This window comes from Rhodopseudomonas pseudopalustris, assembly GCF_900110435.1.
Taxonomy (GTDB): domain Bacteria; phylum Pseudomonadota; class Alphaproteobacteria; order Rhizobiales; family Xanthobacteraceae; genus Rhodopseudomonas; species Rhodopseudomonas pseudopalustris.
The window spans coordinates 1-13622 of record NZ_FODT01000007.1 but is presented as its reverse complement, the minus strand read 5'-3'; the positions used below and the strand labels follow the sequence as shown (position 1 = coordinate 13622).

Genomic DNA, 13622 nt, shown 5'->3' with positions numbered 1-13622 from the left:
GCCACCTCCTTCGGCTTGTCTTGGCGAATGGTTCGGCATATTGGCGAACGCGGGCCGCCGTAAAGGACTAAACCTGCGAAGAATTGCGAAGCGTGGTGCGGCGATTTGCAAAGATTGCGAAGGCGATCTGCGGAGGTGCGATGAAGAAAGCGTATGTAGGTGCCCGGCTGCGACGGCTGCGCGAGCAACGCGGCATGACGCAGCATGCGCTCGCCACCGCCGTCGGCATTTCGCCGAGCTATCTCAATCAGATCGAAAACAATCAGCGTCCGCTGACGGTCCCGGTGTTGCTGAAACTCAATGCAACGCTCGGCATCGACGTGCAATTGTTCTCAGAGGACGACGAGGCGCGACTGATCGCCGACCTCAAGGAAGCGCTGTCCGACCCGATGATCGGCGAAAGCATGACCGCCAACGACGTGCGCGAACTCGCCACCAGCATGCCCGCAGCCGGCCGCGCCTTGGTGGCGATCTATCGGCGCTATCACCTGGCGCTGGAGCAATCGGCAGCCCTCGCCGCCCGTCTTGGGGACGATCGGCAAGATCGACCGACACCCGCAATGTCCACGCCGTTCGAGGAGGTTCGCGATTTCTTTTATGCAAGGCACAACTACATCGCCGAGCTCGACGAAGCGGCGGAACGAACCGCCGCGGACACCGGACGAACGATCCAGCAGGTCGCGGCGGCGCTGGCCGAGCGGCTGAAATCGCGTCACGGCATCGACGTCCGCGTCGGTGCAACCGGCGACGCATCGGCGGATCTTCAGCGCAGCTTTGACGCGGGCGACAACACGCTTCGGCTTTCGGCCCGGCTGCAACCGGGCCAGCAGGCGTTTCAGATCGGTACGCAGCTCGCCTTTTTGGAGCATCGCGACACGATCGACACGCTTGTCGCAGAAAGTCCATTCGGCGACGAGGCATCGCGAAAATTGGCGCGGATTGGACTAGCCAATTACTTCGCCGGGGCGCTGCTGCTGCCCTACGCCGCTTTCCGGGAGAAAGCCGAATCGGTGCGCTACGACATCACGTTGATCGGTCAGCATTTCGGCGTGGGTTACGAGACCATCTGTCACCGTCTCAGCACGTTGCAGAGACCGGGCGCACGCGGCGTGCCGTTTTTCTTCATCCGTGTCGACCGCGCAGGCAACATTTCGAAGCGACAGTCGGCGACGGATTTCCATTTCTCGCGCGGCGGAGGAACGTGTCCGCTGTGGAACGTCTACGAGGCGTTCTCGCAACCGGACCGGATTCTCACGCAGTTGGCACGAATGCCCGATGACCGGACCTATCTGTGGGTGGCGCGCACGGTTTCGCACGATCAGGCAGGTTATCACGCGCCGCGCAAGACATTTGCGATCGCTCTCGGATGCGATCTGCAGCATGCCGGGCGTCTGGTTTATTCCGACGGCCTCGATCTCTCCAATCCCGCAGCGGCCACGCCTATCGGCGCCGGCTGTCGGATTTGCGAACGGCCCGCCTGCCCGCAACGCGCCTTCCCGCCCGTCGGCCGCGCGCTCCATGTCGACGAAAGCCGCGGCTCGTTCTCTCCCTATTCGACGAATTGACCTGAACTATCGAAGACGAAACATTGCTCGTCGGGAACGCTGCGGTGAAGCATGACGTCGACAGAGCAGGATAATTGCAAACGCTATGTGTGGTTCGGTCCGTATGGCGATGGTCTGGAGCTGCGTTTCGAGCCTACATTCGACATCGCGCTGGGATCGACGCGCCGCGCGAAAGCTGTCATTCGGCGGGTGCTGAGAGTGCTTCGAAAATGGCGTCTCGAAGCGACACTCGACGACATCGGTGCGCGCGCGATCATTCCCACCTCGTCTTTCCAGATGTCCGCCCTGTTAGCCGCGATCGACGCCGAAATCGCAGCCTTCAAGTCCGAAAGAATCCACGCGAAAGTGGTCGAGGAGATCCTTGCGATCAGTGCGCAGGAGCGACTTCGCTGGACCAAGAACGGACGGCTGCCGACATCCGGGCATACCTCTTTCCAGAACGGTAAGAAGTCGATCTTTCTCGTGCTGTATCCCGCTGCCGCAATCGCGTCGCTCGCGCGTTCTCCGGAGCAAGTCGAAGCTTGGCGTCAAGCCGATACTGACACGGCTAAGCATGCAGTCCGCCGCGAAAGCAAATCGACGGCTTGACAGAAACGTCGTGTGAGGCACTATATATTGTATTCGCGGTCTCTCGAATCGTCTGATCGAGGGCTAAGAGGGAATCCGGTGCGGCGTTACCGCCTAGGCCGGAGCTGCCCCCGCAACTGTCAGCGGTGAGCCGACGTCATCACGCCACTGGGAGCAATCCCGGGAAGGCTGACGAAGGCGACGACCCGCAAGCCAGGAGACCTGCCGCGAACAACCAAACGTCCCTGGGCGGGGTGTCCCGGTGGGTCGCTTGCTTTCATGCGCACGGTGTCTCCGTGCGACTTCTGCACGCGCCTGCTCGGCCCCTGCCCGCAATTCGACCCGCGGGGTGCCGATGCCTGTTACCAACCTGACCGACCTTCCTCAAGCAATCATCAAGAGGAGCGGCTCGCAAGCCCCGTTCGACAGTGCCAAGATCAGGTCTGCGATCGCGCGTGCCGGACAGGCGACGGGAGAATTCGGCGAACTCGAAGCGGGACTGCTCACCAGCCAGTCCGTCAAGGTCATCGCGCATCGCTTCGCTGGCCGAGTGCCGCAGATCGAGCAGGTGCAGGATATCGTCGAGCAGGTGCTGATTTCAGCCAACCATCTCACCACTGCGCGGGCCTACATCGTCTATCGCGAAAAGCGTAGTCAGGCGCGCAACGACCGCAAGGTCGCCGTCGATGCGATCGCGTCGATCAACGAATATCTCGATCGCACCGACTGGCGCGTCAATGCCAACGCCAACCAAGGTTACTCGCTGGGTGGCCTTGTCCTCAATCTGTCCGGTAAGGTGGTCGCCAACTACTGGCTCTCGCACGTCTATCCGCCGGAAGTCGGCCGGGCTCACCGTGACGGCGACCTTCACATCCACGACCTCGACATGCTGTCCGGCTACTGCGCCGGGTGGTCGCTGCGGACGCTTTTGACTGAAGGCCTGAACGGCGTGCCCGGCAAGGTCGAAGCCAGCCCACCGAAGCATCTGTCGAGCGCCATCGGCCAGATCGTCAACTTCCTCGGCACGCTGCAGAACGAATGGGCCGGCGCCCAGGCGTTCAGTTCGTTCGATACTTACTTGGCGCCATTCCTGCGCAAGGACAATCTCAGCTACGTCGACGTTCTGCAGGCGATCCAGGAGCTGGTCTACAACCTCAACGTTCCGTCGCGCTGGGGCACGCAGACGCCGTTCACCAACCTCACCTTCGACTGGACCTGTCCGGAAGATCTGCGAGACGAGGTCCCGGTGATCGGCGGCGAGGACATGGACTTCACCTATGGTGATCTGCAGTCCGAGATGGACATGATCAACCGTGCCTACATGGAGATCATGACCAAGGGCGACGCCAAAGGGCGGGTCTTCACCTTTCCGATCCCGACCTACAACATCACGACGGATTTCCCCTGGGAGAGCGAGAACGCTACACGGCTGTTCGAGATGACGGCGAAATACGGCCTGCCCTACTTCCAGAACTTCCTCAACTCGGAACTGAAGCCGCACATGATCCGGTCGATGTGCTGCCGGCTGCAGCTCGATCTCACTGAGCTGTTGAAACGCGGCAATGGCCTGTTCGGAAGCGCCGAGCAGACCGGCTCGATCGGCGTCGTCACGATCAATTGCGCACGGCTCGGCCATCTGCACCGCGGCGACGAGCCGGGCCTGCTGCGTGCACTCGATACCCTGCTCGAGATCGGCCGCACCAGCCTCGAGATCAAGCGCAAGGTGGTGCAGCGCTACATGGACGACGGGCTGTTTCCCTATTCGAAGCGCTATCTCGGCACGCTGCGCAATCACTTCTCCACGCTCGGCGTCAACGGCATCAATGAGATGATCCGCAACTTCACCGCGGGTCACGAGGACATCTCGACGCCGTGGGGGCACGCTTTCGCGGTGCGGCTGCTGGATCATGTCCGCGCCCGGATGACAACCTTCCAGGAACAGACCGGCAATCTGTACAATCTCGAGGCGACGCCGGCGGAAGGCACGACCTATAGGTTCGCCAAGGAAGACCGCAAGCGCTATCCCGGCATCCTGCAGGCCGGCACCGAGGACAATCCGTACTACACCAACTCCAGCCAGCTTCCGGTCGGCTTCACCGACGATCCGTTCGAGGCACTGGAACGCCAGGACGATCTTCAGCGCAAATACACCGGCGGGACGGTGCTGCATCTCTACATGGGGTCGAAGCTCTCCTCTGGCGAGGCGTGCAAGAAGCTGGTGCGACGCGCGCTGGAGAACTTCCGGCTGCCTTACGTCACGGTGACCCCGACCTTCTCGATCTGCCCGACCCACGGCTACATCGAAGGCGAACACGCCTTCTGCCCGACATGCGACGCCGAACGCCTCGCGGCCAAGCGGCTCGCTGCTCATCACTGACCAGAAGGAAACGAGAGATGAACGCCCACGTCACCATTCCCGCCAATGCAACCGAAGCCATCGAGCTGACCGACGCCGAGCGTCAACCCTGCGAAATCTGGACGCGGGTGATGGGCTATCACCGCCCCGTCTCCTCGTTCAACCGTGGCAAGATCGGCGAATTCAATGACCGCAAGTACTTCACCGAAGCCCGCGCCAAGCTCGGTTGAGCTGCGGATCGGCGGTCTCGTCCGGCTGTCGACCTGCGACTGGCCGGGCGAACTGGTCGCGACCGTGTTCTGCCAAGGCTGTCCCTGGCAGTGCGGTTACTGCCACAACCCACATCTGCTGCCCGCCCGCGGGACGGATCAGCTCGCATGGCCGGACGTGCTCGCATTCCTCGAAACACGACGACGCCTGCTCGACGGCGTGGTGTTCTCTGGCGGCGAGCCGACGCTGCAGGCGGGCTTGCCGTCCGCGATCACAGCCGTGCGCGCGCAAGGCTTTCGTGTCGGCCTGCACACCGCTGGTCCATATCCCGAACGGCTCGCCCGTGTGCTGCCGCTGCTCGATTGGATCGGCTTCGACGTCAAAGCGCCGTTTGCCGAATACGACCGGATCACCGGCGTTGCCGGCAGCGGTGACAGCGCGCGCGCCAGCCTGGCGCTGGTTCTCGCTAGCGGAGTGGAATGCGACCTGCGGACAACTGTTCATCCGGATCTTCTCGGCCAACCCGCCCTGGACCGGCTGTCTGCGGACCTCGCTGCGCTCGGCGCCGGACGCACGCGCATCCAATCGTTTCGTGACACCGGCGCCAAGATTTCAATACCTCCCACAACGAATGCCGCCTAAAGTCGGCACAACCTGTTGACCGGATAGCCGCACTAATACAATATCTAGATGTCACGGTCTTTCGAGTCGCGTGAGCGACCCGAGAGCTAAGAGGGAAGCCGGTGTAACACCGGCGCTGCCCCCGCAACTGTAAGCGACGAGCCGACGTCCGAAATTCGTCACTGGGCCCCACCAGGCCCGGGAAGACTGGACCGACGCGACGACCCGCGAGCCAGGAGACCTGCCGTGACATTTGCAATCGTCCCTGGGCGGGGTGTCCCGGTGGGTCGCTTAGCGGTCGTTGCGGTCCTGACGGACGAACTTCTGCTCGCGTATCCGCTCGCGCTCCCCGCCCCAACACCACGGGGTCTTGGGAATGTCTTTCGGAACCGACGCTGCGTCTGCCGCACCTCACCCGGCAGTGCCGCCGCCCTTCTCTGCCGTTGCCGCAGGAGGGGCCATCCACGATCAAAGCTATCAGGTGATCCGACGCAACGGTCAGGTGTCGCCGTTCGACGCGTCGAAGATCTCGGTTGCGCTGACCAAGGCGTTCCTCGCCGTCGAAGGCAGCAACGCCGCCGCGTCCCGGCGCGTGCACGACACCGTTGCCGAACTGACCGACCAGATCGTCGCCAACCTCACCCGCCGCGTCGGACCGGGCCGCACCTTCCACATCGAGGACGTTCAGGATCAGGCCGAACTCGCCCTGATGCGCGGCGAGCACCACAAGGTCGCGCGCGCCTATGTGATCTATCGTGAGGAGCGCGCCCGTGAGCGCGCCAAGGCGGCGACCGCGCAGGCCAAGCCAGCCGAACCGGTGTTGCGCACCAAGGCTGGCGACGGCACGTTGCATCCGATCGATTTGCCGCGGCTCTCTGCCGTCATCACCGAGGCCTGCGCGGGACTCGACGGCGTATCGGTCGATGCTGTTCTCGCCGAGACCCAGCGCAATCTCTACGATGGCATCAGCGACGACGAACTGGCGCTGGCGCCAATTCTCGCCGCCCGGACCTTCGTCGAGACCGAACCGGACTACACCAAGGTCAGCGCGCGCCTGCTGCTCGACAAACTCCGCCGCGAAGCCCTGAGTTTCGTCGACGGGCGGTCGCGGCAGGCGACGCAAGCGCAGATGGTGGACGGCTATGCCGAGTATTTCAGCGCCTATCTCGAAGCCGGCATCGCGCACGACCTGATCGATCCCGAAATCGGACGTTTGGATCTTGCCCGGCTCGCCGCCGCGATCAAACCCGAGCGCGACCTGCAGTTCGACTATCTCGGCCTGCAGACCCTTTACGACCGCTACTTCCTTCACGTCCACGGTACGCGGTTCGAGCTACCGCAGGCGTTCTTCATGCGGGTGGCTTGCGGTATCGCGCTGCGCGAGGTCGATCGCGAGGCCAAGGCAATCGAGTTCTACGATCTGTTGTCGTCGTTCGACTTCATGGCTTCGACGCCAACCCTTTTCAATTCCGGCACGCTGCGGCCGCAATTGTCGTCCTGCTTCCTCACCACGGTGCCCGACGATCTCGACGGCATCTTCAAGTCGATCAAGGACAACGCACTGCTGTCGAAATACGCCGGCGGGCTCGGCAACGACTGGACCCGCGTCCGCGGTCTCGGTGCCCACATCAAGGGCACCAACGGCGAGAGCCAGGGCGTGGTGCCGTTCCTGAAAGTCGCCAACGACACCGCGATCGCGGTCAATCAGGGCGGCAAGCGCAAGGGCGCGGTCTGCGCCTATCTCGAGACCTGGCACATCGACATCGAGGAATTCCTCGACCTGCGCAAGAACACCGGCGACGACCGCCGCCGCACCCACGACATGAACACCGCCAACTGGGTGCCGGACCTGTTCATGCAGCGCGTCGAGCAGGATGGCCTGTGGACGCTGTTCTCGCCCGACGAAACGCCGGATCTGCACGATCTGACCGGCCGGGCCTTCGCCGAGCGCTACGCCCTTTACGAAGCCAAGGCCGCACGCGGAGAACTGCGCGTCACCAAGCAGGTTCGCGCGGTCGATCTGTGGCGGCGGATGCTGACGATGCTGTTCGAGACCGGGCATCCGTGGATCACCTTCAAGGATCCTTGCAATCTGCGCTCACCGCAGCAGCATTGCGGCGTGGTGCATTCGTCGAATCTCTGCACCGAGATCACGCTCAACACCTCCGAGCGCGAGGTCGCGGTGTGCAATCTCGGCTCGATCAACCTCGTCAATCATGTGGCGCAAGGCCGGCTCGATCACGATCGGCTGGCCCGCACGGTGACGACCGCGATGCGGATGCTCGACAACGTCATCGACGTCAATTTCTACACCATCCCCGAGGCGCGGGCGTCGAATCTCCGGCATCGCCCGGTCGGTCTCGGCCTGATGGGCTTCCAGGACGCGCTCAACATCCTGAGACTGCCCTACGCGTCCGACGAAGCGGTCACCTTCGCCGACGAGAGCATGGAAGCGATCGCCTATTGGGCGATCTCGGCCTCGACCGAGCTTGCGGCCGAACGCGGCCGCTACGCGTCCTACGACGGCTCGCTGTGGTCGCGCGGCATTCTGCCGCTCGACTCGATCCGTTTGCTCGATGACGCGCGTGGCATCGAAATAGAAGTCGATCGAAGCCATCGACTGGACTGGGAGGCGCTGCGCCAACGCGTCGCGACGACCGGCATGCGCAATTCCAACGTCATGGCGATCGCCCCGACCGCGACCATCTCCAACATCTGCGGCGTGTCGCAGTCGATCGAGCCCGCCTATCAGAACCTCTACGTCAAATCCAACATGTCGGGCGACTTCACCGTCGTGAACACCCATCTGGTTCGTGACTTGAAGAGCCGGGGCCTGTGGGACGAGGTGATGATCTCGGACTTGAAGTACTTCGACGGCAGTCTCGGCCAGATCGACCGTGTACCCGACGATCTCAAGGCGCTGTACGCGACCGCCTTCGAGATCGACGCTGCCTGGCTGGTGGAAGCCGCGGCCCGACGGCAGAAATGGATCGATCAGGCTCAGTCGCTCAACCTGTATCTCGCCAATCCCAGCGGCAAGAAGCTCGACGCGCTGTATCGGCTGGCATGGCGGCGAGGACTGAAGACGACCTACTACCTGCGGTCCCGATCGGCAACCCATGTCGAAAAGTCGACGCTGAAGGGCACGGACGGCAAGCTCAATGCCGTGTCGGCGTTCATGCCTGCGGCCGTCGCTTCGGACGCTGCGCGCGGCAACACCGCCAACGGACACGTCGACACCGAAGCGTGGGGCAAGACCTGCGCGATCGACGATCCGACCTGCGAAGCCTGCCAGTGATCGACGAAGGGATTTCACAATGCTGCAAGCGATGAAGAACGCCACCGCCAAGGTCGACATCTTCGCCGATCTCGAAACGGCCGCCACAAAGGAGACGACCGGCCTCGGCGCCATCGATCGGGGCGCCGCGCGCGTGCGTGTCGACGACAAGCGGATGATCAATGCCCGCGCCGACGTCAACCAGCTTCTGCCGATGAAATATCGCTGGGCATGGGAGAAATACTTGGCGGCCTGCAACAATCACTGGATGCCGACCGAGGTCCCAATGCAGGCGGACATCGCGCTGTGGAAATCCCGTGACGGCTTGAGCGACGACGAGCGGCTCACGCTCAAGCGCAATCTCGGATTTTTCGCGGCATCCGAGTCCCTGGTCGCAAACAACATCGTCCTCGCGATCTACCGCCACCTCACCAATCCCGAGTGCCGTCAATATCTGCTCCGCCAGGCATTCGAAGAGGCGGTCCACACCCACACCTTCCAGTACATCGTCGAAAGTCTCGGCCTCGATGAGGGCGAGCTGTTCAACATGTATCGGGAAGTGCCGTCGATCACCGACAAGGCGGCGTGGGCGCTCGAATACACCCAGCACCTGGACGACCCGCACTTCAAGACGGGGACGCTTGCGAGCGATCAGGCCTTTCTGCGCGACCTCGTCGCCTTCTACGTCGTGTTCGAGGGCATGTGGTTCTACACCGGCTTCGTCCAGATCCTGTCGCTCGGACGGCGCCAGAAGATGGTCGGGATCGCGGAGCAATATCAATACATTCTGCGTGATGAATCGATCCACCTGAATTTCGGCATCGACGTCATCAATCAGATCAAGCTCGAAAACCCTGCGGTGTGGACGGCGTCGTTTCAGGACGACATCCGCGGCATGATCCACGACGCCGCCGAGCTCGAAGCCGCCTATGGCCGGGATACGATGCCGCACGGCCTGCTGGGGCTGAACGCGCCATTGTGCGAGAGCTATATGCACTTCATCGCCAACCGCCGCTGCGTTCAGCTCGGGCTTCGCCCGGTGCTCGCCGACACTGACAATCCGTTCCCCTGGATGTCCGAGACGATGGACCTGAAGAAGGAGAAGAACTTCTTCGAGACCCGCGTCATCGAATACCAGAACGGCGGGGCGCTGGATTGGGACTGAACGATGCAATCACCTCATTCGAAGCCGGCAGCCCGCGGCGGGCGCCGGACCGAGCCGATCGAACCGCAGCGCGGTTCAGCCGGATCGTCGAACGCAGCACGAAATCCGCAAGGAGACGATCCGGCTCCGCCGAGCGCTTCGTCGATTGCGGCCGGACCGTCCGGCGGCATCGAGACGGCACGACGCACACGACGATGGCGTTGGCGCGCGCTGGCATGGCGGCTGCAATTTCAATTCTGGCGGGGATTGGAGCTGCTGGTCCGGATCGCGGTGCTGCGCGAGCGGCCTCGCCGAAGCGACCTGCGATCCGCCGACCTGCCGCCGCCGATCGGCGAGGATCGGGACGATCCGTGGCGACGCCAACTCAGCATCGGTCACGGCTGCTCCGGGCCAGATCTTGCAACACCGTCGATCAGCGCGCTCGATATGGGACCCGCCCACCAGGAGGCGAACGGGCGGATTGCAGTGTGCGTGGTCGGCGACGGTGACGTCGTCGTCCAACTGCTGGAACGCCTGGCGAATATGGGCGTTCGCGTGCACGCCACCGCGGATACGATCGATGACTACAGCGTTCTCGAGCGCATCGGCGCCGTCCCGCATCGGTTCGAAGACATGCCGGCGGTCGCCGCGGGAATCGACCTGCTGATTTCCACGAGCTTCTCCAGACCGATCGGCGCCACCGTCCTGGCCCGGCTTCCCGAATCCGCCGTCGTCATCGATCTCGCCGGCCCGCCCGGCAGCGTCGATTTCGAAGTCGCGCAGCGGCTCGCCCGGCGGGCGATCTGGGAGCCGCCGGTCGATGGACGCTTCGACGCGAGTTGGCGCAGCGTAGCCGATCAGATCGAGAAGCTCTAAGCTCGTTAGAACGGCTGAGCTCCGGGACGTGGCGCGGATGCCGTCCGCCGGAATGGCGAAATTAGTTCAAACGCATCGCCATGCGTGCCTGCAAAACCGACCGAAGCTTCGAGGCCATGATCTATCTTACCGCCGCAGTCATCAACTCACGTTGAATCCCCACAGGCCCTAGCTTCATTTGGACGAAACCGAAGATGTCACAGCATGGCCAGCTCAGCCTTGAGGAGCGCATTGAGATCTACCGGCTGCATGCAGGGGGTAAATCTCAGAACGACGCTTGATCGGTCGCCCTCGACGATCAGTCGGGAACTGCGACGCAACTCGCTGCCTTCCAAGAAATGGGGCGGGCGGCTACGAACCTGTCCGGGCTCAGCAATTGGCGGATCGCCGGCGGCGCTGGGATTGCCGCTTCAAGTTGGCGCCAGCCGGACCTGCGGGACCTTGCGATGGGTCATTCTCCCGAGCAGATCGCTGGACGACTGGCGCTGCAGCATGGTCGCGTCATCATCCGCCATGAATCAATCTATCCCTTTATCTATCACCGAAAGGCCCAGAAGGATTACTGGCATCGTCTGCAGCCTCCCCATAAGCTCACACGCGGGCGCAGAGGCGGTAGTCCCGCCAGCTTCATCAAAACATCGGCGTCCGATCACCGATCGACCTGCCGGGGTGGAAGGCCGCCCGGTGCTAGGCCCCTGGGAAGCCGACTTCATGCTGTCCGCCCGGTACGGCCAAGGATTACTTGTCCTGCACTAACGACCGACCTGCTTCAGCATCGTTCAGCACCAGGTCGACCGCAAAGCTGTCCTCACCGCCTCGACCATCGGCCATGAACTCGGCGACTTGCGACCGGCGTTGCGCAAAACCATCAGCTTCGACAACGGGACCGAATATGCCGAGCATCACAGGCTTCACGATACCCTCTCGGCGTCCATCCTTCTTCTGTGATCCTCACAGTCCCTGGCAAAAGGGCAGCGTGGAAAACTCCATCGGACGCTTGCGTCGCTTGCTACCACCCAAAACCGATCTCAACTGCATCACAGCAGCCGAACTCCAGCGGCATGTCAACCGCCTTAAAAAACACCACGCAAATGCCTGGACTTCAAGATACCCGCCCAGGCATTCTCAAAACTCAAATCAACTGTTGCACTTCAACCGTGAATCCGTCAGGTCGCCGTGAGTATTACGTCTACGCTAGACTAGGATATCAGCGCCGGAAGATGCCGCTCCTTCAGCATTTCGGCACGAGCGCAATAAATCGCGTCCCCTTGCCGGAAGCGGACTGCACGGAAATGGTGCCGCCGTGAGCCGTGATGATCTTGTGGGTGATGAATAGCCCCAGGCCAAGATGAGCCGCGCCGGTGTCCCTGGTTTCACAGTCAGCGCCGCGTGAGAGGGGTTTGAAAATCGTCCTCTGCTCGTCCAATGGTATCGGTTCGCCCTCATTGTGCACCGAGATGAACACCTGATCCGCCTCACCGACGATCTTCACCGTAACGGAGCTGTCGGCCGGACTGTGCTGCAGGGCATTGCCGATCAGATTTGACAACACCTGCCCCATTCTGGCCCGATCCCACGCGCCCACAGTCTCACCCAGCGTGGAGATCTCGATCTGCCTGACATCGAACAACGATCGCATCTCGTCGACGATCTGCCCCCCGAGCTCGGCAAGATTCATTTGCTTTCGATGAAGCGGGATCTCCGAACCAAAGGTCGTGCGCGTCAGTTCAAGAAGGTCGTCGAGAATCGAGGTTGCGCGCTCCATAGTCAGCGCGATCTGTCTGGCCATCGCCTTCTGCTTGCCGTCGGTGACGTTGAGGCTGGCTATCCGTCGCGCCGCCATCAGCGCCGCCGCGATCGGGTTTCGCAAATCATGTCCCAATACACCGAGGAACAGGTCTCGCGACCGATTGGCCGTCATCGTGTATTCGGCGACGGATTCGGCGATCGCCTGATCGATCGCCTCGTTGAACCGGATCATATCTTCACGTTCGTCGGGCCGCCCTGTGCGTGTATTTGTCCACTGGTTCAGGATGCTGGCCCGCAAAGCTCGAAATTCCGATACCACTTCGTCGATCCGGAAACCATCCTTGATCCGGAGCAGGGCATGAACCTCGGCCGCGGTTCGGGCGAACTCGTCGTCCCGCTTCTCCAAACCACACGATTTGGCAAAACGTTCCTTTTCCGTCTGCTCGGATTCGAGATCGTCTGCGATGAAGTCGAGCAGCTCGACAATGTGGTTCTTTAGCGCCAGGTGGGACATCGTTTCGCTGGCGGGCGTCCGGGTCTCCGCGAACCGCACCCATTCTTGGACAATCGAATCAATATTGGCGCGTATAAAATCCGCGAGGCGAAGCGGCGTTTCGGATTGCATCGTAACTATGGCCCTAGACATGAGGCTCCTTCCACAATCTTGTGCAGACACGGAAGGCTCTGATTTGTAGCGAAATGCACCCAGCAGTGGAATATACCCCAAAGCTTTGGGATTTTCACCATGAAAAGCACTGGATTTTCGGCCGACCGCGCGGGAAACCGGCTTTCGTTAAGGGCCGTTCGAATTCATCAGCCGGCTTTTCAACCGGCATGATTCCCCCCAGTTCAGACCGGGATGATTGTCGACAGTTTTAAGTCCGCCTGCTCCGGCGCGTAGCGCAGTCCCTGTCGGGGCGGCGCAGCGGTGGAACTGGTGGAGACGATCGATCAGGCCGATGTCGTAGTGGCAGAACCGCACGATCTGGTCGCCGGTCTGCAATTCGGCGATACCGATCAGTTCGCCGATCAGCGCCTCGCTGACGAAGATGCGCTGACCCTGCCACATGATCTCGCCGGAGCTGCGCACGCGCCGCGCCGCGCCTAGTGGTGGCGTCGTGCCAGGGGCCCTAGCAGGCTGTTGAAGAAGTCCGGCATTCAATGGGATTGAAGGCTGCAGTCGTTCGACATGCGACGGCTTCAGCTTTGAGTGCGGATGGCCTCGCTGTCTTGGGGAGCTTCACGCCGCTGCTCCCA

Annotated in this window: 10 protein-coding genes, 1 pseudogene and 2 riboswitches; of the genes and pseudogenes, 9 read left to right on the top strand and 2 right to left on the bottom strand. The window is 62.2% G+C overall.

Translation table 11 applies throughout. The features are described from left to right. Nucleotides 1–140 precede the first annotated feature (140 nt). The 9 genes and pseudogenes from BMY71_RS14610 to BMY71_RS25570 all read left to right on the top strand — a co-directional run bounded on the left by BMY71_RS14610 (nucleotide 141) and on the right by BMY71_RS25570 (nucleotide 11777). Nucleotides 141–1565, top strand: coding sequence for a short-chain fatty acyl-CoA regulator family protein (locus BMY71_RS14610; RefSeq protein ID WP_092684649.1), 1425 nt, complete (start codon nucleotides 141–143; stop codon nucleotides 1563–1565). Nucleotides 1566–1616: 51 nt separating this feature from the next. Next, on the top strand, nucleotides 1617–2153 hold the full coding sequence (locus BMY71_RS14605; RefSeq protein ID WP_092684647.1) for a hypothetical protein: 537 nt from the start codon (nucleotides 1617–1619) through the stop codon (nucleotides 2151–2153). A gap of 19 nt (nucleotides 2154–2172) precedes the next feature. Further along, nucleotides 2173–2376, top strand: a riboswitch (cobalamin riboswitch). Nucleotides 2377–2487: 111 nt separating this feature from the next. After that, nucleotides 2488–4509: a ribonucleoside triphosphate reductase gene (locus tag BMY71_RS14600; protein ID WP_092684645.1), complete on the top strand. Its 2022-nt coding sequence runs from the start codon at nucleotides 2488–2490 to the stop codon at nucleotides 4507–4509. Nucleotides 4510–4526: 17 nt separating this feature from the next. Next, complete coding sequence (gene nrdD, locus BMY71_RS25455; RefSeq protein ID WP_092684643.1) at nucleotides 4527–4718, top strand: anaerobic ribonucleoside-triphosphate reductase; 192 nt, start codon at nucleotides 4527–4529, stop codon at nucleotides 4716–4718. Continuing rightward, entirely contained in the window at nucleotides 4675–5340 is a 666-nt protein-coding gene (locus tag BMY71_RS14590; protein WP_092684641.1) for an anaerobic ribonucleoside-triphosphate reductase activating protein, read from the top strand. The genes nrdD and BMY71_RS14590 overlap by 44 nt, the downstream gene beginning before the upstream one ends. Before the next feature lie 37 nt (nucleotides 5341–5377). Further along, a riboswitch (cobalamin riboswitch) is annotated at nucleotides 5378–5582 on the top strand. Nucleotides 5583–5695: 113 nt separating this feature from the next. Then, entirely contained in the window at nucleotides 5696–8617 is a 2922-nt protein-coding gene (locus BMY71_RS14585) for a ribonucleoside-diphosphate reductase subunit alpha (RefSeq protein ID WP_092684639.1), read from the top strand. A gap of 31 nt (nucleotides 8618–8648) precedes the next feature. Further along, entirely contained in the window at nucleotides 8649–9761 is a 1113-nt protein-coding gene (locus BMY71_RS14580; protein WP_430715335.1) for a ribonucleotide-diphosphate reductase subunit beta, read from the top strand. Nucleotides 9762–10031: 270 nt separating this feature from the next. After that, nucleotides 10032–10616: a hypothetical protein gene (locus BMY71_RS14575; RefSeq protein WP_139202643.1), complete on the top strand. Its 585-nt coding sequence runs from the start codon at nucleotides 10032–10034 to the stop codon at nucleotides 10614–10616. A gap of 194 nt (nucleotides 10617–10810) precedes the next feature. Further along, nucleotides 10811–11777: pseudogene (locus BMY71_RS25570) on the top strand (IS30 family transposase). A 70-nt stretch (nucleotides 11778–11847) separates the two neighbouring features. On the opposite strand, the gene BMY71_RS14565 reads toward BMY71_RS25570, so the two are convergent. Next, nucleotides 11848–12990, bottom strand: a complete 1143-nt coding sequence (locus BMY71_RS14565) for a sensor histidine kinase (protein ID WP_244526062.1) — start codon at nucleotides 12988–12990, stop codon at nucleotides 11848–11850. A gap of 168 nt (nucleotides 12991–13158) precedes the next feature. Further along, the gene (locus BMY71_RS14560) at nucleotides 13159–13455 is read right to left on the bottom strand and encodes a hypothetical protein (RefSeq protein WP_092684631.1); all 297 of its coding nucleotides are present in this window, start codon (nucleotides 13453–13455) and stop codon (nucleotides 13159–13161) included. Nucleotides 13456–13622 lie beyond the last annotated feature (167 nt).

What these genes read in the sequence shown, in the direction of transcription:
- BMY71_RS14610 (WP_092684649.1), top strand. Translation starts at nt 141, where the DNA reads ATGAAGAAAGCGTATGTAGGTGCCCGGCTGCGACGGCTGCGCGAGCAA.
- BMY71_RS14605 (WP_092684647.1), top strand. Translation starts at nt 1,617, where the DNA reads ATGACGTCGACAGAGCAGGATAATTGCAAACGCTATGTGTGGTTCGGT.
- BMY71_RS14600 (WP_092684645.1), top strand. Translation starts at nt 2,488, where the DNA reads ATGCCTGTTACCAACCTGACCGACCTTCCTCAAGCAATCATCAAGAGG.
- nrdD (WP_092684643.1), top strand. Translation starts at nt 4,527, where the DNA reads ATGAACGCCCACGTCACCATTCCCGCCAATGCAACCGAAGCCATCGAG.
- BMY71_RS14590 (WP_092684641.1), top strand. Translation starts at nt 4,675, where the DNA reads ATGACCGCAAGTACTTCACCGAAGCCCGCGCCAAGCTCGGTTGAGCTG.
- BMY71_RS14585 (WP_092684639.1), top strand. Translation starts at nt 5,696, where the DNA reads ATGTCTTTCGGAACCGACGCTGCGTCTGCCGCACCTCACCCGGCAGTG.
- BMY71_RS14580 (WP_430715335.1), top strand. Translation starts at nt 8,649, where the DNA reads ATGAAGAACGCCACCGCCAAGGTCGACATCTTCGCCGATCTCGAAACG.
- BMY71_RS14565 (WP_244526062.1), bottom strand. Translation starts at nt 12,990, where the DNA reads ATGCAATCCGAAACGCCGCTTCGCCTCGCGGATTTTATACGCGCCAAT.